The sequence below is a fragment of the Pseudoalteromonas sp. BZB3 genome (assembly GCF_040104455.1).
In the GTDB taxonomy this organism is placed as follows: Bacteria; Pseudomonadota; Gammaproteobacteria; order Enterobacterales; family Alteromonadaceae; genus Pseudoalteromonas.
In genome coordinates this window covers 36111-60921 of sequence record NZ_JBECOS010000020.1, presented here as the reverse complement: position 1 = coordinate 60921, position 24811 = coordinate 36111, and the positions used below count along the sequence as shown (strand labels likewise).

Sequence of the window (24811 nt, the reverse complement as noted above, 5' to 3'; positions counted from 1 at the left end):
TTAAACATTATATGGCGAAACTATTTAGTAGAGTCTAAAAACTTAGACTAAAAAAGGCGCCTTAGCGCCTTTTTTAGTCTTTTTTGTGCAGTAGCTTAATGATTGCTTTAAAGTTACGTTTAGATTGCTCAGTTTTTAAAGCCATTCTAAGCGTTTGTTTAATGCCTTTTTGATTTTCTTGCTTTGCCAATGCATTGATTGCTGCGTACCTAACATTGTCATCGTCATCATTCACAGCAATGTTTAGCACCGAATCACTGGTTTTTGGCTGCATTTGATAGTTACCTAGTGCTGTGACAAGGGCTTTGGTATTGCGGCCTGAATGTTTACTAAAATGCTTTTCGAGGTTGCTGTAGGCTTCTTCGCTTTGCATCATGCCCAATGCTCTGATAGACGCTTTCTCAATTCGAGGGCTTGCGTCAGTTAGATGCTCCTCGATAAGCGCAACATGCTGCTCATCTCTGCTATTACCTAAAGCGGTAATCAAATCAGCAGTTTTAGCTTCATTTTCACCTAAAGTGATTTGCTCAGTAATCGCTTGGGCTAATTGCTGGGCAGCCGGCGAGTCGGCACGGTTATTAAGTAAAATACCCAGCGTCATATAAAAGCTTGATTGCACTTCACTATCAAGACTTAAAAAGCCATCGTTGAGTAATACTAACAAAGTATCGGTCACTTGTTGTGTAAGCGCAGTTTCACCCTGAGTTAAAGCTCGTAGTGCTCTAAATTGCGTTACAGGTAGCTTTTCGGTATCAACCAATAAATTGCTTAACAGTAGTTGGCTCGCTTCGGTATCGAGCTGGCCTAATGCATTAAATAAACGCATTTGCGCATTGTCGCTCAATAATTGCGTAACAAACACATCTCGTAACGTGCCTAAAACTGCGTCGTATTTTTTTAGTAATAACGACAATGTATATGCGTCGATTTGAGTAATATCTTGCTGCGTTAAAAATGCTTTCAGTTCGGCAGCTAAGCGTGCTTTTTCATCTTCAGTCAGCTCAATAGCTTGTGTCTGCCATTGCTCTAAGTCGACATGCATATTAAATAAGTCAGTCGCTACAGGCGTTTTTAACTGGGTAATTAAATAACGCTGCTTTGAATGAAACGTTAAATCTTGACCGACTAAATCTAGCTCTTCGCTACCCTCTCGTAGGGTCATAAAGCAGCTTGATGGCTCAATGGTGTGCTCTGAATGTAAGATGTCTACTTGATTGAAAGAATTAAGTGCCACATCTTTATCTAATTCGTATCGCGTTTTAGTAAAACTGATTTTGCTATCAGTGTGCTTATAATCAGCTTTGTAAGTTCCCAGAGTATCTTGCTCTGGTTTTATATCGGCTAACTTTGTCTGATATTGTAAGTAATATGCTAAACCTTTTAGCTTTTGCTGAGTTTGGTCGTCCAGCCTATCAGTAAAATGAAAGTCGCTGATCAAGCCATACTCGTTAAGTTTAAAGGCAAAAGCAGTTTGATAACTAGGCGCAGGGACTTGAGTAATACCCTGAACAATTTTTACTTGGTCGGCTTTAACTGCCCACCAATTTTTGTCTTCTCCTTTAACTGCAGGCTTAACAGATAGCACACCTTGCAAGTCTACTTGTGTAGTTTGCGCAGCACTATTGAGTTTACTGTAGTCAAAAGACGTATAAGTTTTAATGTCGAAATTAAACTGTGTCTGACATTGGGCATAAGCTTGTGCGCTTGCCAGCGCCAAAGCTGGCGCGGCAAGCAAAGATTTACGAAACGAACTTATCATAATTCGATTTCGTCCTCTTTTGAGTAAAGTGTCCAAGATTTATTGTAAACACTCTTAGTTTGGTATAGCCATAGGTCATATTTAGTTTCTTTCTTACCACATGGGTAAGGAATACCCCATTTCTTACACCATTTAACACCGACAGTTTTAGCGTATAAACCAAACTTACCTGAGATTACATCAAGATCATTTTTAAGCTCAATACCATAGTAAATATGTGGTTTGCTGTTACCTGTACTAGCAAGAGCAAAGCCTGCATTTGATTCTAATGCAAAAGTATTATCTATTAGAGTAAGTACAGCTTGAACACCCGCAGAAACAAGAGCTAAGTCAATACCGCCACGACCAAATGCACCAAAGTCAACATGGAATAAGTCACCTTCAGCATATAGTTCAGCGTTATAGCCAACCGTTAATTCGAAGCCAAGGCTACCATTTACACCCGCTTCAACACTCATAGGAACAGGGCCAATTGTAAAGCGAGCTTTAGCTAATACTTTGTTCTCTTCCCACTTTTTCTCCCACGACTTTTCATATTTAGCTGTGTACTTCTCATCTTCAAATACAACGTTATTAAAGATGATCATCTCGGATGCGTAACCCGTATTAAAACCACTTACGTATGCACTGCCATCATAAGAGATACTAAAAAGTATATTTTTAGCGTTGAAGAAGTAAGCTTCAACAGTACCTTCACCTGCTACTCGACCACCGATATCACCAGTTGGAACAATGAATAATGTGCCATTTAAGTCAACACCTACGCTGAACTTAGACTTGTTACCATAAGATTTATCAAATGATTTTTCTAATTTGATGTTAGCTAAACCAACTGAATACTGTGGACCACCACGTTTAGCAACACCTTCATCTTCACTTACATCTTCGTCACCACTGAAGAAATAAAGCGGGATCTCAGCTTCAATTATATTATTGTCAGTGATTGTTTCAGCATTGGTGCCTGTGTCAGTCAAAGTGAAACGCACTTGTAGGTTTTGTTCTTGCGCAGCGTCATAACCATCATGAATGGTCTTTAATAGTTCATCATCTAACGCGATATCAAAGCCAATGTGCTCATCATGAAGACCCGCTGTGAAAGTATGTAAGATTTGATCTTCATAACCTTGCGTTTCAGCATTCCAAAAATGCGTTGGTACCCAGTTACCGTTTACCATGACTTCAGCAGTGATAACCGAGTCACCTAAATCAACCCCTTCATAGTCAGCTTCAATAAAACCAACTAAATCTGAGTGGTGGTGGCTTGTTCCATCTTGGGTATCAGGTACGTCTAAGATTAATGCTTCTTGACCAAATTCAGCACCAAGTAATTTGTAATCGTGGTTTTCAAGTACACGTACTTGAATATCAGCGAACGGAAAGTCGCCTTCAGAGAATGGTTCGTGATCAACAGAAGGGTGGTTATCGTCTTCTAAGTCTTCGGCATGATCATCGTGTGGGTCAATTTGCGCAACTACATGGTAGTGACCACCAATTAAGTCGTTAGGTACAGTAATGTCTATATCAAAGGTGTGATCACCTTCACGAACGCTAACCAGTTCTAATGCACCAACTTTGTGTACTTCGTCTATTTCAACTTCAGTTTCACCAGACTCATCTAGTTCAGCGGCATGCACTAAATAAAAGTGTACATCAACGTCAATGTCGTCGAAGCCTTTTACATGCACATCGTAGTAAGCTCTAAATGTACTGTTTGGTTCTAGTACATCTAATGGGCCAGTTGAAATTTCAGTAATGGCAATGTTTGTTTGTGGTTCTGTAGCTGAATTATCAGGTGGTATGATATCTATTTTGGGGTCATCATTGTCACCAAACCCACAGCCAGACAGCGCTGTAAGTAAGGCGCCTGCAACCAATGTATGTAAGTATCGACGCATTATTGAATCCTTTGTGTTAAAGCCAGACTTCATTGTAAAGTTGAAATATGGACAAAGAATGAATTTACGTAAAGTTAACATAAGATGTTTATGAATCGTATTATTCTTGTTTGACTATAAGGTGAAGTGTCTTTACCTAACATTTATAATGAGTCTTGCAGGTTGTTACTCCGCTTATCCACACTTTCTTGACCGACCAGGCCACACATATGCGCTTGTTTCCAGCTTAGGCAAAGTTTGATAAAGCTCAGGTCCACACTAAGATATTCTAGTAGCAACGGATAATAGAGAGTAATCTGATGTTAATGTTTCTAAATATAAAGTTTTAATTTTCTCTTCTTGTTAAGATGCTTTTTTATCTCACAAATTTGAGCAAGTGACTCTTCGCCACGGGAATATCAGTATTAAAAATGATTAGGTACATTATTTAAAGGGGCCTAGCTATTAGGCCCCAAAATGTATTAACTATTTTTGATTTTAACTAATTCTTCTTTAATATCAGCAAGAACAGCATCAAGGTCGGTTTCGTAACCTTCTTTCTTTTCGATTAATGCCGCGATAGTGTCTGCTTGAGTGTCGTTGACACCATATGCTTTAGCCGCTCCATCACGAATTCCATTTTCATTCGAAACAAAAACGTTACGGAAAGCTTCGTTTTGAACTAAAGCATCTACCAAATGTAATACTGGCGCAGCACTGTGGTAATCAGGTTGTACCACTACTTTTGAAGGTGCAGCGTGTGCATCTAGCTCAAGCTTCACAGCATCTAGTAATGATTTGCCATCATCATTGCTTCTAAAAGCATTCTGCGTCTTTTCATCAATGTTAAATGCTTTAAAAAGAACATTTTCATTGTTAATGAAGCTGTTTAGCATTGATTGATTAGTTGTAATTTCACTTAATAGTTTTAATAAATTACTCATTTTTTTTCCTTATTTTACGATGAATTCAATAGACCATGCTATTGAGTTAGTGTTGTTGATTGTTAAGCAATGCATCAGCCGTGTATTAAAAATAAAAAGATCTTTAGGCTTAACAAAAAAAGACTTTTTATTCTCTTTAAACTGTTCAACGATATTTGATTCTACTTTAATAAAGTGCCCCATATGGCTATGAGGAAAATTACCAAAAGTATGTGTTTTAGGTATACATTCAAAATTTTCCTTTCTCTCATCTGTAAGTGGAATCCAACAATGAGGGAAGCCATGAGGTATCTCATCAGATGGCCCATCTTGATGATATCCAGTAAAACCTTTGATTAAGTTCTCTGGGTACCAAGCAAGCAATGTCGCATCGTCTTCTATGAAAAAATTATCTTTATATATCTCTTTAATTATTTTATCTATGCGTTGTTTTAGTACTGAATTTATATATTTATATAACTTTTCAGATTTATAACCTCTAGCGCTAAACTCATTAAACTTACTACTATTAGTAAGGTGAAGTTTTTCTAAATCTTTAATCTCAAAATCTAAAAAGTCATTTTCGCGAACTATAGATTTAGATAACCCTATAAGAGTCTCAAACTCTTGATCACTAAAAAAGTCTTCAATATGAATAAAACCGGTGTTTTTATAATTATTTTTCATGATTCCCTTCTTTTAAATATTCTTTTAGCTTTTTGTACATAACCTTTTCGTTGCTACTTTCACACCATTTTAATGTAGTTAAAACAACTTCATTAGCTTGTTTATGAAGACCGTGACTTTTTAAAATATCAATCATCATACACTTATATAGGCTAAGCCATTGGGTTTGGCCGCTTTCTTCCATAATACGAATAGATTGCTCTAAGCTCTCAATATCTCTCTTAATGAAAGCATTTGGCATATCAAGATACATAGAAAAGTGGCTAAGATCAGTATGCTTTAGAAGAAGTGTTGACATTTTTTCTATGCATACAGAAATAAAGGATTTGTCATTTAATAAATAACCGCAGATAGCTCCATAACCAAGAGACATTAATTCGCTAATTGGGCTTTTTGCATTTTTGCTTATTTCTATCGCCGAATAGATAGATTCTTTAGCTTTACTGTCGTTGAATGCTGCTTCTGAAGACGCTTTGATCATATACAGGAAGGTTTTGCTCGAAAACCCGTACTCAAGACATGAGTTATCCTCGAAGCTTCCATCTTTATAGGTGAATATATTTAAAGCTTTTTGAACATATATATAAGATTCTTTGACATTGCCATCAAGAAGGTAGCAATTAGCGACTTGTATAAAAGAAACAATTTTTTGGTCATTTGTATAGTTTAAAGAGCTGGCATTTGTTGACTCAAGTAATGCTAGTTCTAATGCTTTTATTCTATTTGATATCATATGATGATAGGTCATTGTTGACCAATTTATATGATGAATGTAATGAGTTAAGTCATGTGAAAGATCTGAGCTTTTTAAGGTTTTTATTAAATCATTGTTGTAGGAGGATATTGAGAGTATTTCTTTACTCCCAGACCCTTCAATAGCAACTAAGCAGCTAATTTTTAAACAATTTATTTTTACAAATATTATAGGGTTTTCATCAATTTCTGTAATTGATACAGATTTTATACAGCTATCAAGTAAGTTGTATGCTGAAGTATAAAAGCCTAAGACAGAATGAGATTTGGCAATTTTATACCCATAATTAACACTTTTAAGGTATTGCTTTGATAAATTAAAATGGTTGTATAGCTCTGAAATATAGTTATTTTCATTCTTTAAACTGAGAATTTTGTCTGCAATATTAGAATGAATTTTTATTTTGTCACTGTCTAAAATAGAATCATAAGCCGCATCCCTGACCAATGCGTGCTTAAAGATATAGCTATCATGGTCCACACTGCGTTGATGAACAATTAAGTCTTTTGCTACCAGTTCATTTAAGTCATTTTGAATTTGGTTTTCACTTAATGATGAAGCGGCAACTAGCAGTTCATATTCAAACTCACGACCAATGGTGGCAGCCAGTTGAGCGGTTTCTTTTGCATGAACTAGGCTGTCGAGTTTTTGCTGAAGTGACTCACGCAGGCTGGTAGGCACTTGATCTAACTTTTCGGGGCTTATGAAATTAATCTCGCCATCGATGACACTGACTAATTCTCTTTGCTTTAACATACCGATGAGTTCTTCGATAAACAGGGGTATACCATCAGTTCGGTTTACAAGCACATCAAGGACGTTTTGTGATACGGCTTGATCATCAAACAGTTTTACGATGAAGTCTTCAGTTGCTTGCTGAGTTAATTTCTTCAAACCAACTTCTAGCAAAGTGAGATCTTGTAATTGGGTAGGTACTTTTTGACGTGAAGTACTTATAAGTACGTCGCCATTATGGAGTTGCTTCGCGAAGTGCTGAATAAATTCAATGGTTGTTATGTCTGCCCAGTGAATATCTTCGACGATGTATAGTTTGTTAGCGTTGATTGTGAAGCTCTGACTCATTAATAATGCAGTAAGAGCTTTAAACAAATAACCTTTTTGCGCATCAGGTGCCAATGTTGAGGCTGTTAATTCATCATTTAATTCAATATTTAGCCAGATTAGTAAGATAGGTAATGCTTGTTCACAATCTAACGTGTTGTCATGCTCTGTTATAATGGCTGTAAAGGTTTCTATTGCTTGTGCTGTGGTCAAATTACTTGTGTTATACAAATAACGGACCAGATTCAGAATAGGGTAAAGCGCATTATTTTGATGCTCAGGTAAACACTGTGCGACAAGGTGTTGGTACTTAGACGCATTACTTCTGATTTCTTGTAATAGACGAGATTTGCCAATACCGGCTTCACCATGAATATGGGTAAAGCGGCTTTCTGTGGTTTCGCGATTAAAGATTGATAAAGACTGTTGTAGTTCATTGCTTCTTCCAACGAGTTCATGGCTATTTCTTGTGCCACGCATAAAGCCAAAGGCTTCTACTCGGCGTTCACCTTTTAAGCTGAATATACGTTCTTTACTAAGGTTACTGCTTAGTAATTTTTCACCAGAATATTCAAACTCTGAATAGGGTTCAAGAATGGCCCTTGACTCTTCACTACATAAAATTTGTCTTTCACCGGCTTCTCTTGCTAGCGCCATCGCAGTATTTGCAATATGGCCTTCAGGCATAGCGGTAGCATAGGTTGTGAACACTCCCGCATGAATACCTGCATGCACATTAACCTGCACACCATGTGCTTCTTGATTAAGTGCGTTACGCTTAGCGATGTCACTGATAGCATCTAAAATTGTGCGAGCACAAAGGCGTGTGTCGTTATCAGATGCTATTGGGTAACCAAAATAAAACAACACTGAATCTGCTAAGTTACCAACATGAGTGGCACCATAGCGCGTCGCAATATCTATACAGTGATTACGTTGAGATCTAAATAGAGTATCGACAATATCTAAATCAAGCTCTTTGTCTGTTAGCACTTTGCTGCTAAGTCGCATTGCTAAAACTGTGATCTGTTTACGCTCAATATGGGCTGTAAAATTTTGCATTGACGCACCAGCAGGACCATCATCACGCATGATCATCGTGTCATCATCTGCTTGCTGTTGTACTCGCAGATCTGCTAACACGCCAACCAGGTTAGACATGTTAACTTGGGCTACTTCCTGATAAAGCGCGTCACCAGTAATTACTCTATCGGTGGCGTTTTTAATTAATACACGTCGCAATAAATCTGCTATGGGGTGACCCAGTAAGCTACTTGGTATTGATACTTGCATATCACTTAATTGCTTATGGTAAACAGCAGCAATGCTTGACCCGGTTATTGCAGGTAGGCCAGTTAAACACTCTAAGAAAACTAAACCCCAAACGTAAAGGTCGGTTTTTTCTGTTGCAGGTTCACCGCGCAATTGTTCAGGTGCACTATAAGATGGTGTGCCTAGTGTTTCTTGGGTTAGAGTTAGTGTATTAAAGTCGGCTTGGCGGCTATCTTGAGTGAGCGTGCCAATACCAAAATCGAGAATTTTAGCGTGTGTCTTTGCCCCCGTTTTGGTGAGCATGATATTGGCAGGTTTAATATCCCTATGAACTATACCGCTTTGATGAGCGTGAACTAAGGCGTCAAGGACCTGAAGCATGACTTCTTTGGCATCAACGGCGTTTAGTGCACCTTCTTGAATAAAATGCTCTCTAAGGGATTGCCCTTCAACATACTCAAATACCCCATATAACAAATTATCGTTAATCTGACCCTTGTCGAGTAACCTGACAATATTTGGGTGTTGTAGTTGACTACTTAATGCTGTTTCTCTTTTAAACCGCTCTACATAGCGCTGTTTTTGTTGCTCTTCACTATGTGGTTCTATTGCTAAAAACTTAATGGCAACATGCTGACCAGTATTGACTTGTATTGCTTTAAAAACTTTACCAAATCCACCTTCACCAATTTTATGTAAAAGTTGGTATTGGGCTGACGAAAATTGCTCATGTATGAGTTGATCTGAAAATTGCGATAAAGACATGTGAAAACTCAATTTATTTTTATTTCTAGCGAAGAGCTGATTGTTGCTAAAAGCTGATTAATGTACTTAAAACAAGCGCTTATACATTCTTTTTCAGCATATCAAGCAAATATGACATTGCCAAGTCATTGACAAACTTTTTGGGTACTTTAGAAAAAAGATTTTATTCTTAGAATAGAAATAAAAGATGAAGGGCATTTATACAGTTTTAACATGCTTAATTTAAAAGAAAGGTGCTCAATACACCTCTCTTTATTTTTACATCATATTACTTAAAGTTAGCAATACTGTACTTAGTATCGTTGACTGTTTTCCAGCCATATGCCTGACCTACAACACCATAAGGTACGCCATTTACAGACCAATTTGGGTTTGCAAAATAATCGTACTGAGTTGCTGAACCAAACACGTGTGGGTAAGCCATGATACTTGCGAAGCTATTTTGTACACCGTGGCCCATACCATCAACGTAAACACCGCCAGATGTATCACCTTGTTTACGCGAGTGAGCAAGGCCTTGATTGTGCCCTAGTTCATGTACAAATGTCGTTGCACCACAATCAATGGCAGTAATGCTGAACATGCGATCGCTCATTGAGCTATATAAGTTACCGTTAGAGCCTTGGCCAACCCAAGCTAAACCACATGAAATTAAACCATTACCAGCACTCTCACCAGTACCTAGCACAGCAACCATATCGGCACGCCAAGTGTTGCGAAGATCTGCAACATATGTGCTATTTGTTACGGCATTTAACCATCCAGATTCAGGTGTGATGGCATAATTTCCAAGGTTTTGGCTACCAGCTAAACGAAGTTGAATATCAACACCATTTTGTTGATATACCTGGTTTGAAAAGGCAATAAGTTGGTTGATTTTAGTATTGATGTTTGCTGTTTTAGCAGCTGCTTGGTCTGTATATAAAATACCGATATCAATGGTAACAGCCGAAGCGAAACCAGAAAACGCAATTGCAGATGCAGCGACCAGTGTTTTAAGTGATGTTTTCATCTGTTTTCCTTACTTGTCAGTTTTGTTAAATTTAGGAGCAAAAATGTCAGTTTTTTCATGCTCCGTGTGTTGTGCATCTGAGTGATGTTCAGACTCAGAATGCTCGAACTCAACGTGTTTTCTATACAAGTCCCGTTTTGCAGCTATCCATCCATATTGGTCTTTAGTTTCAAATACATAATTTCCACTTGGTGCGGTAAGTTGACCATAAACCGCATCTTTGCCTACGGTTAAAACCGTGGTATGAAAGCGACCATCTGCACCAGTTACGTTACCAAAAATACTCTTATCGCCATTTCCTGCGACATCAATAAATGTGACTTCTGCGATAAAAGTTTCTGCCGACTGGGGGATCATCAGCTCAAAATTGTCGCCTGCTTCTAATGCTCGAAGAGAGGGAAGGTCAAATTCAACGTAAGCCTCGTTATTTAGATCTGATGGCAACACACCCGCTTCAGAAAGCACTGATTTAGCTTTTTCTGATAGTTTATTAATTGCATAAAACTCTGATCTGACATCAGTTTTCGTTAATGGCTTAGTATCGTCAATGTGCGTTTCTTTCTTAGCAGGTACAGAAGGGGGACTTACGTTGACTACATCAGGTTTGCTGATTTGTGCGATGACAATATTTTGCTCATCTTCACTATGCTTAGTAAAGAAAAATGTTGCGATTATGATCACAGCGCAGAGTGAGATAAATAAGATACGTTTCATATTGCCGCCTCCTGTTCAAAAGAGGAACAATTTATACTTTTTTTTGCACCTTTATCAATACAATTGTAAATTTATTGTTTTATTTTGGTGTGATTTTAGAGACTTGGTTTGACTTAAATTATTAATAAACAAGTTTTTATGTTGTTTACATTTCTTAACCTTTTGTTATCACCCTGTTTTTAAACTTTTAAATATTTCGCATTCAAAGTGGTTATCTTGATGAGGCATATTGAAAGATTGAGACTCTAACCAATCTTGTGCATCGATTAAACAGTTGAAAGATTTTTTGACAAATAAGCCTTTAGTTTGCGTCATTTTTGCAAGTTGAAACTGAGTGATGTTGTAGTACTCAAATGGGATAACTTGAGCGGTAAATCTTAAACCTTGAGATACTAATTTATCTACCAATTTTTGAATGATTTCTTCAATTTCTGGCACTGAAAAAGTGAATCCATCAAAGTAGACCAGATGTGTGAAAGGCTTTCCTTCAAATGTCTTAATAATGTCTAAAAAGTCTTTGCTGAACAGGATCGCTTCGTCATAGCTCCATGAGCCTTTAACAACAGCGTAAACACATATGTCATCAGCACTAAGTTGATACAGTTCTTTTTCGATAGTACGCATTTTAGTTCCTCTAAATAAACATACAGACCTAATTTAAAGATAAGCTTTTGTGCTCAAAAACCCAAGATTTCAGTGTTCAAAACCATGAGTTATCTTGATTTATGACAGCTACTTTACCTTGTGTACCTGCGGCAATAAAAGTGCCTTCACTTTGGGCTAAAGTATAAAACCCCTCAAAGCTAGTGCTTTTAAAGGGTTGCCATTGATAACCATTATCTTTCGACATATAGCTATTTGATTTACCAACAGCAATACAAAAGTTGTGAGCGCATTGCATCGCTGTAATGAGACCTCCAAAGTTAACCGCTTGATTTACTGGTCGACCATTCTTATTTATTAAAACAATGTTTTCATATAGACCTTGTCTTTGTTTATAGTCGCCTCCTAGTGCAAATAGATCACTTTTACTATTGAACGCGACACTATAAGCACCAGATGTCTTCTCTTTGCTATAAAGGGGAAGTTGAGTTTTATGGCTTGTTTTAGTTTTATAATTGTACTGATATATCGCAGCTTGGTTGCCACCTGTCGCAAAATAGATTTCATTTTGGCGATCAGAAATGAGCGTATTACCACTAGCGGCAAATGCGATTTCATCTTTTTCAATCTCTGGAAAATGTGTCATATTAATGGCATGGCATGTTTCACCACCATCTTTTGTGTGTTTTAGCATAAAGTGTTCGTTAACAGGGTCGCCCATCAGAAAACCAAGCTTGCTGTTAACTAAGGCGATGCTATTAAAGAAGCCTTTCTAGTCAGGGTTTTGATAGAGTAACCTCCAGCTCTTCCCTTGATTGTTGGTGATGAATAACGCGAATCTTCACCATATCCTGCCGTCATCACAATGGCGGTTTGGTAATTAATGATTTCTATGTCTCTGAAATCAAATTTTTATTAGATTTGAATCCACTATTAATCCAGGTCCTACCTTTGTCCAAACTCTTATAAATAGTAATTTTGTTACCGGCGACCCAAATAAGCTTTCCGCTAATTGCACTTGCTGTGAGCTCACTTTGAACTGGCAGCGTGTGTACTTTTATATCCAGTGCTTGAGTGAAAAAAGAAGATAATAGAGTGAAGATAATTAAAAGCCGAAAGTGCATATTAATAAACAAAAATAAAATACTGTATACAATTTGTATCTTGAATTGATTAATCAAGCCTAAAAGTGAAGTGATTACTCGCAAATCAGTTTCTATTTGCTTTAGTTGTGCTAAGTTTGCATTGTTCTTTAGAAGCACTACCGAAAGAATGTTCAAAAAATATTAAATCTATAAGGGATAATTTTTTGGAAAATATACAAAATATCGTCACAAGTGAGCCTATGTCTTTAATGTCTAATATATGTGACAACTTAGGCGCTTATATTTTCGTAAAAGACATGCAAGGGAAATACATATATGCAAATGATAAAGTTGAGGCATTATTTGGATGTTCAAAAGATGACATAGTTGGTAAAGACGATAGCGTGTTTTTTGACCTTTCAATGTCTCAGCAAATAATTGAAAATGATAGGAAAGTATTGTCTGGTAAGCAGCAAATTGCCTCTGAAGAAACAAACTTTGTTCGTCATACTTCAGAACAAAGAGTTTACCGGATTATTAAAACCCCACTATTCGACAAACAAAAAAATATCATCGGCTTGGTAGGTGTCGCACATGATATCACCGAAGAAAAGCGTCTTAGAGAGCAAGTTGAAGAACAAAAACAACTGTTGAGCGTTATTCTAGATAATGTAGAAGCATATGTTTACATGAAAGACGAGGAACGACGTTATTTATATGTGAACTCCAAAGTCGCGAACTTATTCGGTCTAGATTCAGACCAAATAATTGGTCAAAAAGAGCAAGATATTTTGCCTAAAGACACCGCGGAGCACTTTCATGCGAGTGATTCTAAAGCCATTACAGAGCAGCAAGTGCAACGTGTTGAGGAAGTTATGGTTGATAATGGAGAAACTCAGCATTATTTAAGCGTTAAAGTACCAGTGACCATGGCAGGCAAGCGCTCTCTTATTGGTTTCTCAACTGATGTAACTGAGATTTTCAAGCTAAAAGAAGAGTTTAAGCGTTTAGCTAACACTGATGATTTAACCGGTATTTACAACCGTCGCTATTTTTTAAAAGAGGCAGAGAAAGCATTTAGTATTTTTAAACGGCAAAATACGTGCTTTAGCTTGTTAACTTTGGATGTCGACTTTTTTAAAAATATTAATGACCAGTTTGGCCACCCTATAGGCGATGAAGTACTACAAAATCTTACTTCAACTGTACAAGACCTGTTGCGAGAAGAATATACCTTCGCCCGTATTGGCGGGGAAGAGTTCGCAATATTGTTACCCTATACGGACATCAATGCAGGCGGCTATGTTGCTGAACGTTTGAGAAATAAAGTTGCGTCATCCTTACTATGCGGCGCTAAAAAAATCCAGCTCACGGTCAGTATTGGACTTACTGAGTTCAATTGCGAGGATACTAGCTTCGATGATGTGTTTTCTCGAGTCGATAGAGCACTTTATCAAGCGAAAGATAGTGGTAGAAACTGTGTAATATCTCTTAATTAATACGTTTAAGCAATAAGGTTAAAGTTAATGGCAAGAATTATTGAGGTCGTAGAATATAACCCACTTTGGCCTGAAATGTTTTTAGAGGTTAAACAACAACTAAAATCTTTGCTTGAAGGTCAAGTGATTTTGATTGAACACATAGGGAGTACATCAGTACCTGGCTTATGTGCTAAACCCATAATCGACATACTTGTTGAAGTGAAAAATTTAGACTTTTTAGATAATCTCACTGCGCAATTCACGGCGCTTGGGTTTGTTGGCAAGGGGGAGAATAGCATTGTTGGAAGACGTTACTTTCAAAAGGGTGGCCTGCAAAGAACCCACCATGTGCATATTTTTGAACAAGGCCATGATCATGCGTTTGAACATCGTATTTTTAGAGATTATTTAAAAGCGCATAAGCTAGCTGCTTTACAGTATGCTGAGATTAAAGCGGACGCAGCTCGGGCTTGTAATAACGATATACAAGTTTATATGACGTTAAAAGATGAGTTTATTAAAGCTCAATTACAGCAAGCAAAAAACTGGTACAAAGACACAATAAAAGAACCCTTACTTTAATCAGTTTTATTAGAGTGTATTCAACTTTTCGCAGGAACTTTTGTGGTGGCGCAACCGCTATGGTCCTAATTTTTAGTGGGTTTTCTTGCAGCGTTGATAATTAATTAGCAGTTGTAGAAACTCAAAAATCGTCTATAGCTAATTAAATGATAAATAAATATAGAATTATCGTGCCGTACTTTTTAGTTATTCTACTTCTTTTGGTATTAATGCCTTTGTCACTGAATACAAAAGAAGAGGGAAAAAGAATACATACTGCTGAAAAAGTTTACGTGTATATCTACCATTTAAAACCGCCATATATTTAACAGTTAGAATTAGAAACAGGGCTTTATTTTGAGCTGGTTGAGCTTTTTCATCGTTTTCAAAGCAAATACCAGTTTGTCGCCCAGTTTGTACCTCTTAAAAGACTCAATAGAGAAATCGCCAACAATACCTTAGATGGCATGATCTTAGGTGTTCACCCTGTATGGTTTAAAGACAAGCAAAAAACCAAGTTTCTCTGGACCAGGCCTTTATTACATGATCAGGATGAATTTATTTCTCATGTTAAAAAGCTTTTTGATTATGCAGGTAAAAAATCTCTTTATGAAAAAATATTGGAGGGGTGAGAGGGTATCATTACTTTAGAGTTGCACCTGTTTTAAAAGCGGGGAAGGCCAAACTGACCCCAACGAGCTCAGAATTACAGTTGCTAGAAATTTTGATAAAGCAACGCCTTGATCTGGCTGTGATCAGTCGAGCAACATTAAATTATTATTTTAGTTTGCCCCCACATTGGCGAGATTTAGTTTATTTCTCAAAAGCATCTCATGAGCAATATTACAGAGCTTTATTAAGTCTAACTTCTTTAGAGAGTCAATTTAACATAATTGAAGGGTTATTTGAGCAAGAGGCATTTTTAGCTGCGCTTGAAGGGTTAAAGATAAAGTATGGTTTCAGCAGTGAAGTTCTCCACAGGTAAAAAGGCTTTATCTACGACAGCTTTTTAAAATTTGGTGTAGTCTCAAACATATGAACATTGGTTTTTGACAATTTGAGCACCGACCGCTGTTTTTTCACAGTGCTCACTGGTTTTTCATGCTGTTTGTGACTTGATTTTACAGCACATACTCGCTGCCATCTTTTGCAGTATAGGCTTTAGATTGACCTTCACGAACAATTGAATATTCGATGCCTGTTAAAAAGCTAATCCAAAGGCGTTTTAGTTGGGTTGCGTCATTATTACTATCTACAGCACTGAGCTGTGTTTCCATTTGAATATCATCAATGTGCGCCATATCAATTTTACCTGCATCACCACGGCGGTTGAAAGTCAGTTCAATATGTAAGCCATCTTTTTTCTTAAGCAAAATAGCTGTTGGATCATCACGGTGTCCGCAAAGGGCAACAAATTGTTTTGGCTGCTCTAAACCACAGTGACTGCCGTCTGCGAAAAACGCCATTAGGTGATTGTAGTAAACCAAGTAATGTGTCACTTGCGTGTGTGAACCCTGATCAAGCGGGCAATGCTCATCAAGATATTGTTTTGCAAGTGTCATTTTCTGGCATGTTTGATCTGTCATTTCACTGCGAGTTAGTGCTGTCATAATCGTAACCTCATTCGTTAAATCGTTTTTGTTGGTTGTTGAATTCAGTGTATGTGAATATTTTTTATAATTTCACAAAAAGAATTTCACAGTGTAAATTTTACAAAATCTGCTATTTTTACTGTGTGAATAAAATATAAGCAGGGGACGGCAGTGAAAAAGACATCAACATTAATGCGGAAATCTCACTTTTTAGGGACCAAAATACGTAATTTAAGGAAGCGTAACCATCTGACATTAGAAGATTTATCTAGTCGATGTGTGAGAGTAGATGCCTATTCTGCGCCCTCTGTTTCTTACCTTTCTATGATAGAGCGCGGCAAGCGCACGCCGAGTCAAGAAATGCTTGAAAATCTCGCCCAAGTATTTCAAAAGCCCGTTGAGTGGTTTTTAGACAGTGAGCCTGAAAAAGATACCATTACCCCAGATAAAGGCAGAAGTGGCGGGATCACAGGTATGGCTCTTGAGCCCAACTTTCTGTTTAGTAATGATATTTTACAAATTGCGATTCCAGAAATGCTGTCTCAAACGGGAATAAGCGGCCGTCAATTCGCACATTTATTAATTCGTGCGCACCAAGAGCATCATCAAAATCATTTTCCTGATTTAGAGCGTGCAGCAGAAGAAGTAGGCAATAAAAACTTATATCTAACCTCCAACGATTTAATGCGTATCGCTCAAGAAAAAGGGTTAGAAATTAAATGGTTTAATGAAAAGGAAAACCATAACGAAGTAAAACAAGTTAATAAGTCACGATTAGTCAGTTCTTTTTTAAGAGCGCCTAATATTGTGTTTTTAAATGAGAAATTAAAAACGAAAGAAAGCCGATTAAAATATGATTTAGCGGTGCATATTGGACATGCAGTGCTACACAATCAAGACGGGGTTAAGTGCATTTTATCGATAGGTGGGGCTGAGCAAAAAGAAACCGAATTACACACCACACCCAATGCGCAAGATATTCTACAAGCTTGGCAAGACTTTGAAGCCAGTTTTTTTGCTGGCGCATTACTGTGTCCTAAAGCGCCGTTTAGGCAATTACTCGACAGCTATGGATACGATATCTCAGTACATAAACAACTCGATATTTCGGTGTCTGTGGCGATGCGACGCATGACTGTGGTGTCACCCTACCCACATTGGCATTACTTTGATGCGTATAAACCGGGTAAGTTGAAAGCGGTTTATCGAGGCAATGGTATTCCTCTGCCTTGGGGTAATATGCGTCAGGTTGAAGATCCCTGTCAGCACTGGGCGGTATTTAGAAAGTTTGGAGAAATGTCGCGAGAAAGCAGTGCCCAGCTTTCAATTTTGAGCGTTGATGGTAAGACGCGTTTGTATTGTTGCGAATCTGTATTAGTTGAGGATTTAGCTGGTGCAAAACATGTTCTGTGTATGGGGATTGATTTGAACCCTGCCATTGATGCGCAAGGCACTGATGCGCAAGCTGTCGTTGAGAACCTACAAGCACTTTGTATTAAACATGGCGGCTCAACGGTTGTGCCGCATAATATCCGTCAGCAATTGCTTAGTGTGGCGCGTATTCTAAATATTAACTGGATAGAGCGGGGGCTAGCGTCTGAACTTAGAGTCATTTGTATTCGAGGTAACAGCTGCCCAAGAAAGCCGGGGTGTTATGGCAAATGTAAAAATGGCAAAATGACACAAAGTATTGAATATATACCCAAACCACCTCAAGATACGAGGTTCAGCGAGAATTGATTGGCTGTCAGACAAGGCATCGATTTGAAGATCTAGTGGTTCTAAATCGAAAATTGATAACGCAGTATGAAAGCCAATCAAACTCGCCCAAGGGAGCGTGCTTTCAGTCCTATTTCATTGTCAAAGAACTTGGAAAGGACGCGTCATTACGCTGCGTCCTTTTCCTTGAACTAGAACAGAAGGCAGCGCTCTGAATCATGCATCTTGAGGAAGTTTGGGTATATTGGGTGAACTCGATTGAAAACAGTATTTATTACCGGTGCAAACCGTGGCATAGGGCTAGCATTGACCAAGGTCTTTTTAGTTGATGATTGGCAAGTAATCGCAACGTGTCGAAACAGCAGTACTGCAACTTCGCTTAATCAGTTAAAGAGCGAATTCAAAAAGCTTCAGGTCTATGAACTAGATATTACAGATTATCAGCAAATGGCAACTTTGAGCATGAAATTAGCAGACTCAAACATTGATGTGCTTTTGAATAATGCCGGGCTCTATGGGCCAAAAGGTTATGGCTTTGGCAATTGCGATGTAGGTGCTTGGCGTGACGTATTTGAAGCCAATGTGATTGCGCCGACTAAACTTGCAGAAGCGTTTGTATCCCAAGTCTTAAATAGTGAACTTAAAGTAATCGCAGCTTTATCGTCACGCGTTGGTAGCCATACTGAAAATACCAAAGGCGGCGGATACATTTACCGCAGTTCGAAAGCGGCTTTAAACTCAGTAGTCAAAAGCCTATCAAACGATTTGTTATCACAAGGCGTTAAAACGGTAGCGCTACATCCTGGCTGGGTTCAAACAGAAATGGGCGGACCAAATGCACTGATAAGTGCGGAAGAATCAGCGCTGGGGTTAAAGCAAGTTATTGAGTCTTTAACTGACGACCAAAGTGGTGGCTTTTATAGCTATAAAGGTGATCAAATACCTTGGTAGGAAAAGCCTGTAGTTGCGCGGTTAGAAGCCGCGCAATGTTTCGTAACTAAACTTTAAAAAAGTAAAGCCATTTCTGCCGCTTGGCACTGACAACTGCTCTCACAAACTGTACACACATAACCTTGTGTATCACATAACTCGGTCCAGCGATTATCATGAAGCTTGATCAGCTCACCGCCTGCTTTTGTGAAATATTTCACCGCGCCATTACCTGGGCTTTGTTTCCATAAATGCGCAACACCTGCCAAAGCACCTTGCTGTCTTAAAGCAACAATAGAAGCATGAAGTAATTTGGGGCCTATGCCTTGGCCTTGAGCTTTTTCAGAAACTGCGATGCATTTGAAATATGCCATCTGTGAAGGGAGTACAGGCCAGAGTTTTGGGCTACACCACTTATCAATGTCCCATTGATCTGCGGCATAACTTAGCCTAAACCCGACGAGCTCGTTTTGTTCATTTATTGCAACAAAGCTGGCATTAATATCATGCTTGATACCTTGTTGATGCATTTTAGTTAGGCTCTGCTCGTCCATATAGTTGTCACCATGAACGATGTTTGCTAGTGAGATAACATCTTGAAAATGCGTGTGTTCGAGAGGTAGATACTGCACGTATATCACCGATTTATTATTCTTCTACTGTTTAAGATAATGAAATAATTTTCGTTCTACAAGTATATATTAGAATCAATTGCATGAAAAAAGCAGACACAAATTTACACCTGCTTTTAACTATTGCAATTTTTCTTGGTGTGCATATTTACCGCGCACCTACTGAAAGTTAGGTTTTAAATTTATTGACAACCTGCCATTATCACAAGAAACAGGCTATCAAAATCAATTTTCGTCTTAATAGCCTTTGACACCCCGAATTGTACGTTTGTTCGTAAAAGTGACAGACAAACCTATATTAAAGAGACGTTACTTTGCACTTTCAGGCTGTTCGGCTCTTAAAAAACCGGCTGCTTCCTCATCTTGCTTATGTGCAATACTTTGTCCGCTCATTGCTCTCGTCTGCTGATTTAACTGATAAAGCTGTGAAGCATTTCCTAGATCTCTTTCACTGGTGATAGAAGCAATAGACTCTCTATCTTTCAAGAAGCTCACAATATCATGCTTTATAGCATCTAATTGCGATTCATCTTTGTGCATCTCGAGTATATGCCTTGGGTGCTCTAAATTTTTTAAACCTGTCGCTGCGAATGTTGAACTCACAATACGTGAAACAATAATCCAAGGTGTGATGCTGCTTCTTACTAGCGTATTTTCTGAACGAGTTGAATCATGAATACCTGTACCTGTAGAAATCTTTGATTCGGTAAACGTGCCTTCACATTTGAAATATACAAGTAATGACTCGAATTGCATTTCTGCAAAAAATACATGGGCCGAATTAGTCATAAGGCGAGCGAAGGCTTTAAATATCGCACCTATTAAAAATAATTGAGCGATGTTTATTAACATCTGGGACGAGGTGGATAAGTTTGCAGAATTGAAAGCTGTTTCAAAGCTATTTATGTTTTGACTACTAACAAATTTAGCTAAATCAATTGCTTGGTAGGCTAATAAAACACTAAAGATTAGAGTGATAATAAAAAAGATATTACCGAATAATAGAGATAACAAGCGAGATAGCTCGAATGTTTTACCTAAGTTCATAGGTGAAAACTTGGGTTGTACTTCTTGTATCATTTCACCATTAAAGCCACCTTTACCATCAACTTGCTCTTGCAGTTTAGGGTCTAGCTCTTTATAAACTCTATTAGGAACCTCTCTGTAGCGCCTGTTTGCCATGACTAAATTATCAAGATTGATAAAGATTTCATTCGGGTGAACAGATTCTTGCCAGTTTTCTCGTAATTCTGATACTTCAGTGACAGGATCAACCTTATTTAAACGGGCGCTAATCATAGAGCCAATAATTGCTGTGCCAATCAGTGCAAATACAACAATACCAATTAAGTACAGACCTGAATTAAAAGAAGGAAGTTGATTTAAAAATTGCTCAATATCTTGCTTCGAGAACCCAGTTTTGTTCATTAAAAATGACATAACAAGCCCAATGACTAAAGGTAAAACAATAGATAGGGCAATAATTTTGGTAAAACTTGCGGTGCCTAAGGTTTCAATCGTACTTTCTGCTTTTCTAGAGATGGGTCTTCCAGCCGAGCGCCAAGTAAGAAAAATAAAAAGCATTAAAAAACAGCTGTAAATAGGAAAGGCTAATTCACCAACTTCACCAGCAAAACCAGTTAAAGAAACGAAGGCGATCAGGGCGTATGACACTAAAGCGACAATCGTACTTATCCATGCATTGAAGATTCGTTGCGTCATATTTCTAACGGGATAAGGTAAGAATAGTAGTTTAGGTAAGAGACTATGGAGCAGTCTTGCGATGAAACCTTTTGGTTCGACAAAAGTGCTGTTCTTTCTTCCTACCAACATTTCTTCCAACGTTTTTGCTCGATAAGCTACATCATTTTTTTCGCTGTGAGCAGTAGATGATTCTGATTTGCTAAAATTATAGGCAAGAGAAGTCGGGTGATTTCTTCCAACAAAATATCTTAAAGTAGAGTAAATACCTGATGCTGCAGTTTTGAGTCCAATAGCTAAATTAACAATGCCAAATAGCATTAAAATCCAGCCCGAAATTTGATCTTCCTTTACAAGGCCTGCTGCAAAAAATAGCAGTGTCATACCTGTGAGAGTTTGAATTACCCCTCTTAATGCTGTCACTTTGCCTTCTAATTTGAAGGGGTTTTTGAGCCCAAGATCTATTGAGCCATAATCAAAAGCCATAAGTATTCACCTTTTTGAAAATTCTTTAGTACTAAAATTTTAGAATGTGGTTAATACCAATCCGGAATATTCAATTGATGGGGGAAGTTAAACTGAGACTAGCGTTGGTAGGTTTTTAGATAAAACTAAATAGTTAGTATTACGCCTGTAACTGACAATTTCCCTTTGCCAAAAATAGAACACTAAATTAAGTGGATCGGAACAATAAACATCGGAGACACTTTGCCTAATAATTTATTTATTATCAATGGTGTTTTGAATATTTTTATAGTTTTTATCAAAAAAATAAAGTTATGTTTACATCGAGAAGGGAAAGTGGCAAAGCTATTATTACAATACCACTTTTAAATTCTGCTTTAGTTGAGCAGTGTGATTATTTTGCTATTCCCATCATCATCTTGAAATCTTAGTACAAAATCGTGTTTGCCATCATTATTGATGTCGACTAGCTTAATGTCATTGCCATCTTCAGGTAGTTTATGTTTGATCTTACTGCGTTTTTTGTTTAAAACAGTCTCGGCATTACCATAGTAAACACTGAGTGTTTTACTGCCGGTTTTGAATACAGCATCTTGTTTACCATCGCCGTTGATATCGCCGGCATAGTAAGTTAAAGCCATTTCATCACTACTCATGCCAATTTCCATTTCAACTTCTTTTTCAGAGTCTGGATCTTCAGAAAAAGTGCCGTCAGGCTTTTGCGCATAAAAGCTGATCTCTACATCAACATCAGTACTACCGCCGCCCAGTGCCATTGAAGCGATGGTGCCTAGGCCAAAGTCGACATGAAACTTTTGTAATTCACTTTTACCATCGCCGTTAAAATCATTATCGAACTCAAAACGGCTGGTGCCAGAAGCCTTAGGCAAAGTTAACGGGGTTGCTGAAAATTGACCATCTTTTTGTCCGTAGAATACCTGAAAGGTGAGTTCAACATCGAGCGAGTCCATGCCTTCAACAATTGGTGCATAACGCGTGACAAGGTCGAGTTTACCGTCATTGTTGATATCGAGTAATTTCGCAATGCGGCGATTCGCTTCAACGTCATCAAGTTTGCCCGTCTCAACAGGGAGTTTTAATGGTTTAAGCGCGTTTTCATAGCCTGTTTTATTGGCATAAAGTACATCGATTTTTTCTCTATCATGAAACACTAAATCATTAAACCCGTCTTGGTTTATGTCGAATACTTTAGGCACCATGGTTAAGTCAATGTCTAGGCGCAATTTACCACTGCTAAAATTACCCGAAAATTTAGGCTCAGTGCTGAATGTGTGCTTAGTAAAGCTGCTGTCAGGGTTTTGAATGTAAATCTCTGAGTGAGTTAAGTCAGGCAGAACAATGTCGCTCAGACCATCATTATTAATGTCGCTAATAAAATTGATTTTCTCGAACTCGTCGAATTCTAGTTTAGAAAGCAGTGCATTGGTTGAAAGCACCTTTTTAGCGCCCTGTTTATCGACAGCAAAAATACCTTCTTTATTCATCACAAAAGCGGTGATTTTAGATGATCCCGCAAACTTGCCGTAATCAAAACCAAAAGTATCTTTTGGCAGTTCGAGCTTGGTAAATTCCATGCTTTCAAGATTAAGCTCAGCTAAATTGGCGTCTTCATCATGATAGGCAAACATAATCGGGCTTTTAGTTTCAATCAGGCTGCGATTGGTTTTTATTGGAATATCTTTTGCTGCCATCGCTGAATAAGATGCGCCTAGCGCTGCCATCAATAAAAGCGTGTGTTTCATTTTTATTCCTTTCCTCGAACTTAGTGTGGTTCTATCTTAGGTTTAATTGCAGAGCAAACAAGTTCGAATTTGTAATGAACTGTTGCAAATGTAATAAGCACCCTACATGTTTTATGTGGATAGTGCTCGTCGCTTATCTGAAAATCAGCTACAATCCGCGTCGTTATTGAATTTAGGAGTTAGGTGAGTGTTAGACGATAGCCAATGTGTTGAAGCCATTATTAGCTGTATTAAACAAGTTTTCGAAACAGAGCAGTACGCTGATAAAGCAATAGAAGCAGGCCTTGCTAACCAAGCTTTTTGGAATCAAGCAACCAAAGCTTATTATGTACAACATTGCTATGAGCTGATCCGTTATCATCGCCAGCTCAATACGGCACTTGATATCGACACCTCAGATGAGAATTGGCCGTGGCTACACTTTGAAGCTTATCAGCTGTTAAATGGCGTAGAGTTACCAAATTGGTCTGAGTTTGCAGGTTTAGATGTTGAGACATTAAAAGCAAACCTTAATGAGGCCTCTCCAGCAGAGCAACAAAGCTATCCTGATTGGCTTTGGCAGCGCGCTGAGCAAGAGCTTGGTGATGATTGGATTAATATCGCACAGGCACTGAACGTACCTGCGAAACCTTACCTTCGTGTAAATACCTTGAAGACCGAAGCTGCAACGTTACAAACGTCTTTGAAAAAGAGCCAATCAATCACCAAACTACTTGAGCAAGAAAACTGCTTAGAAGTTGAAGAATACGGCTATTTATTTAAATCAGATGCATTCAGCAAAGGCTGGTTTGAAATGCAAGATGCAGGCTCTCAGCAGATTGCGCCATTACTCGATGTAAAACCTGGCCAGCGTGTTGTTGATGCGTGTGCAGGCGCGGGTGGTAAGAGCTTACACCTTGCTAATCTAATGCAAAATAAAGGCTACATCTTATCGATGGACATTCATCAGCATAAGCTAGATGCACTAAAAAAACGTGCAAAGCGTGCGGGTGTACATATGCTTGAAACGCGTTTTATCAAAAACAGTAAAACCATTAAGCGCTTAAAAGAAAAGTTTGATCGCGTGTTACTAGACGTACCATGTTCTGGCACGGGAGTTCTGCGCCGTAATCCAGATGCAAAATGGCATTTACAACCTGAAAATATTGATACTCTGATCAATTTGCAAGCCGAAATTCTGCAGCGTTACAGCCAGATGTGTAAAGTCGGCGGAAAGCTTGTGTATGCGACTTGCTCTATTTTCCCGAGTGAAAACCAGCAGCAAGTGCACACATTCTTGGAAAACAACCCAAATTTTGAATTACTAGAAGAGCTAAACCTACAACCGGGAATAAACTCCGAGTACGATGGTTTCTATGCCGCTGTGTTAACTAAAAAAGGAATTTAAAAATCTATCTAACCTGAGCTCAGGTTATCTATAAAGAGCCGCGATTAAGCGGCTTTTTTTGTGTTTAATA

General features: G+C 38.2%; 19 protein-coding genes. 6 read left to right on the top strand and 13 right to left on the bottom strand.

The window, feature by feature from the left end:
- Positions 1–73: 73 nt before the first annotated feature.
- The 9 genes from ABMY35_RS20440 to ABMY35_RS20400 all read right to left on the bottom strand — a co-directional run bounded on the left by ABMY35_RS20440 (position 74) and on the right by ABMY35_RS20400 (position 12119).
- Entirely contained in the window at positions 74–1759 is a 1686-nt protein-coding gene (locus ABMY35_RS20440; RefSeq protein ID WP_349287912.1) for a HEAT repeat domain-containing protein, read from the bottom strand.
- Positions 1756–3654: a hypothetical protein gene (locus tag ABMY35_RS20435; RefSeq protein WP_349287911.1), complete on the bottom strand. Its 1899-nt coding sequence runs from the start codon at positions 3652–3654 to the stop codon at positions 1756–1758. The genes ABMY35_RS20440 and ABMY35_RS20435 overlap by 4 nt, the downstream gene beginning before the upstream one ends.
- A 461-nt stretch (positions 3655–4115) precedes the next feature.
- Entirely contained in the window at positions 4116–4577 is a 462-nt protein-coding gene (locus ABMY35_RS20430; protein ID WP_349287910.1) for a hypothetical protein, read from the bottom strand.
- Between the two features lie 9 nt (positions 4578–4586).
- Positions 4587–5243, bottom strand: coding sequence for a phytanoyl-CoA dioxygenase family protein (locus tag ABMY35_RS20425; RefSeq protein ID WP_349287909.1), 657 nt, complete (start codon positions 5241–5243; stop codon positions 4587–4589).
- Complete coding sequence (locus tag ABMY35_RS20420) at positions 5233–9096, bottom strand: TOMM system kinase/cyclase fusion protein (RefSeq protein ID WP_349287908.1); 3864 nt, start codon at positions 9094–9096, stop codon at positions 5233–5235. The genes ABMY35_RS20425 and ABMY35_RS20420 overlap by 11 nt, the downstream gene beginning before the upstream one ends.
- A gap of 268 nt (positions 9097–9364) precedes the next feature.
- On the bottom strand, positions 9365–10108 hold the full coding sequence (locus tag ABMY35_RS20415) for a reprolysin-like metallopeptidase (protein ID WP_349287907.1): 744 nt from the start codon (positions 10106–10108) through the stop codon (positions 9365–9367).
- A gap of 9 nt (positions 10109–10117) precedes the next feature.
- Positions 10118–10822, bottom strand: coding sequence for a hypothetical protein (locus ABMY35_RS20410; protein ID WP_349287906.1), 705 nt, complete (start codon positions 10820–10822; stop codon positions 10118–10120).
- Between the two features lie 168 nt (positions 10823–10990).
- A complete protein-coding gene (locus tag ABMY35_RS20405) occupies positions 10991–11446 on the bottom strand; it encodes a hypothetical protein (RefSeq protein ID WP_349287905.1) in 456 nt (151 codons plus the stop codon).
- Between the two features lie 76 nt (positions 11447–11522).
- Positions 11523–12119, bottom strand: a complete 597-nt coding sequence (locus ABMY35_RS20400) for a hypothetical protein (RefSeq protein WP_349287904.1) — start codon at positions 12117–12119, stop codon at positions 11523–11525.
- A gap of 615 nt (positions 12120–12734) precedes the next feature.
- Between ABMY35_RS20400 and ABMY35_RS20395 the strand changes: the two genes are divergently transcribed.
- The 3 genes from ABMY35_RS20395 to ABMY35_RS20385 all read left to right on the top strand — a co-directional run bounded on the left by ABMY35_RS20395 (position 12735) and on the right by ABMY35_RS20385 (position 15537).
- A complete protein-coding gene (locus ABMY35_RS20395; protein ID WP_349287903.1) occupies positions 12735–14009 on the top strand; it encodes a diguanylate cyclase in 1275 nt (424 codons plus the stop codon).
- Between the two features lie 27 nt (positions 14010–14036).
- The gene (locus ABMY35_RS20390; protein ID WP_349287902.1) at positions 14037–14573 is read left to right on the top strand and encodes a GrpB family protein; all 537 of its coding nucleotides are present in this window, start codon (positions 14037–14039) and stop codon (positions 14571–14573) included.
- A gap of 607 nt (positions 14574–15180) precedes the next feature.
- Positions 15181–15537: a hypothetical protein gene (locus ABMY35_RS20385; protein WP_349287901.1), complete on the top strand. Its 357-nt coding sequence runs from the start codon at positions 15181–15183 to the stop codon at positions 15535–15537.
- 136 nt (positions 15538–15673) lie between these two features.
- Here the strand turns inward: ABMY35_RS20385 and ABMY35_RS20380 are convergent, their stop codons facing one another.
- Positions 15674–16210 (bottom strand): malate synthase, encoded by a 537-nt coding sequence (locus ABMY35_RS20380; RefSeq protein ID WP_349287950.1) that lies wholly within the window; start codon positions 16208–16210, stop codon positions 15674–15676.
- Between the two features lie 105 nt (positions 16211–16315).
- Between ABMY35_RS20380 and ABMY35_RS20375 the strand changes: the two genes are divergently transcribed.
- Together ABMY35_RS20375 and ABMY35_RS20370 are read left to right on the top strand one after the other, a co-directional pair.
- Positions 16316–17884, top strand: a complete 1569-nt coding sequence (locus tag ABMY35_RS20375) for a DUF3612 domain-containing protein (RefSeq protein ID WP_349287900.1) — start codon at positions 16316–16318, stop codon at positions 17882–17884.
- Positions 17885–18121: 237 nt separating this feature from the next.
- On the top strand, positions 18122–18814 hold the full coding sequence (locus ABMY35_RS20370; RefSeq protein WP_349287899.1) for an SDR family oxidoreductase: 693 nt from the start codon (positions 18122–18124) through the stop codon (positions 18812–18814).
- Between the two features lie 53 nt (positions 18815–18867).
- On the opposite strand, the gene ABMY35_RS20365 is transcribed toward ABMY35_RS20370, so the two are convergent.
- The 3 genes from ABMY35_RS20365 to ABMY35_RS20355 all read right to left on the bottom strand — a co-directional run bounded on the left by ABMY35_RS20365 (position 18868) and on the right by ABMY35_RS20355 (position 23354).
- Positions 18868–19425 carry a GNAT family N-acetyltransferase gene (locus ABMY35_RS20365; RefSeq protein ID WP_349287898.1) on the bottom strand — a complete coding sequence of 186 codons (558 nt, stop codon included), beginning with the start codon at positions 19423–19425 and terminating at the stop codon, positions 18868–18870.
- 309 nt (positions 19426–19734) lie between these two features.
- Positions 19735–21612: a hypothetical protein gene (locus ABMY35_RS20360; protein WP_349287897.1), complete on the bottom strand. Its 1878-nt coding sequence runs from the start codon at positions 21610–21612 to the stop codon at positions 19735–19737.
- 356 nt (positions 21613–21968) lie between these two features.
- Entirely contained in the window at positions 21969–23354 is a 1386-nt protein-coding gene (locus tag ABMY35_RS20355) for a VCBS repeat-containing protein (RefSeq protein ID WP_349287896.1), read from the bottom strand.
- Between the two features lie 187 nt (positions 23355–23541).
- On the opposite strand from ABMY35_RS20355, the gene ABMY35_RS20350 reads away from it, so the two are divergent.
- Positions 23542–24741 (top strand): RsmB/NOP family class I SAM-dependent RNA methyltransferase, encoded by a 1200-nt coding sequence (locus ABMY35_RS20350; RefSeq protein ID WP_349287895.1) that lies wholly within the window; start codon positions 23542–23544, stop codon positions 24739–24741.
- The last annotated feature ends 70 nt before the right edge of the window (positions 24742–24811 follow it).

Excerpts from the sequence above, each read along its gene's own strand:
- ABMY35_RS20440 (WP_349287912.1), bottom strand. The coding sequence starts at position 1,759 with ATGATAAGTTCGTTTCGTAAATCTTTGCTTGCCGCGCCAGCTTTGGCG.
- ABMY35_RS20435 (WP_349287911.1), bottom strand. The coding sequence starts at position 3,654 with ATGCGTCGATACTTACATACATTGGTTGCAGGCGCCTTACTTACAGCG.
- ABMY35_RS20430 (WP_349287910.1), bottom strand. The coding sequence starts at position 4,577 with ATGAGTAATTTATTAAAACTATTAAGTGAAATTACAACTAATCAATCA.
- ABMY35_RS20425 (WP_349287909.1), bottom strand. The coding sequence starts at position 5,243 with ATGAAAAATAATTATAAAAACACCGGTTTTATTCATATTGAAGACTTT.
- ABMY35_RS20420 (WP_349287908.1), bottom strand. The coding sequence starts at position 9,096 with ATGTCTTTATCGCAATTTTCAGATCAACTCATACATGAGCAATTTTCG.
- ABMY35_RS20415 (WP_349287907.1), bottom strand. The coding sequence starts at position 10,108 with ATGAAAACATCACTTAAAACACTGGTCGCTGCATCTGCAATTGCGTTT.
- ABMY35_RS20410 (WP_349287906.1), bottom strand. The coding sequence starts at position 10,822 with ATGAAACGTATCTTATTTATCTCACTCTGCGCTGTGATCATAATCGCA.
- ABMY35_RS20405 (WP_349287905.1), bottom strand. The coding sequence starts at position 11,446 with ATGCGTACTATCGAAAAAGAACTGTATCAACTTAGTGCTGATGACATA.
- ABMY35_RS20400 (WP_349287904.1), bottom strand. The coding sequence starts at position 12,119 with ATGCTAAAACACACAAAAGATGGTGGTGAAACATGCCATGCCATTAAT.
- ABMY35_RS20390 (WP_349287902.1), top strand. The coding sequence starts at position 14,037 with ATGGCAAGAATTATTGAGGTCGTAGAATATAACCCACTTTGGCCTGAA.
- ABMY35_RS20360 (WP_349287897.1), bottom strand. The coding sequence starts at position 21,612 with ATGGCTTTTGATTATGGCTCAATAGATCTTGGGCTCAAAAACCCCTTC.
- ABMY35_RS20355 (WP_349287896.1), bottom strand. The coding sequence starts at position 23,354 with ATGAAACACACGCTTTTATTGATGGCAGCGCTAGGCGCATCTTATTCA.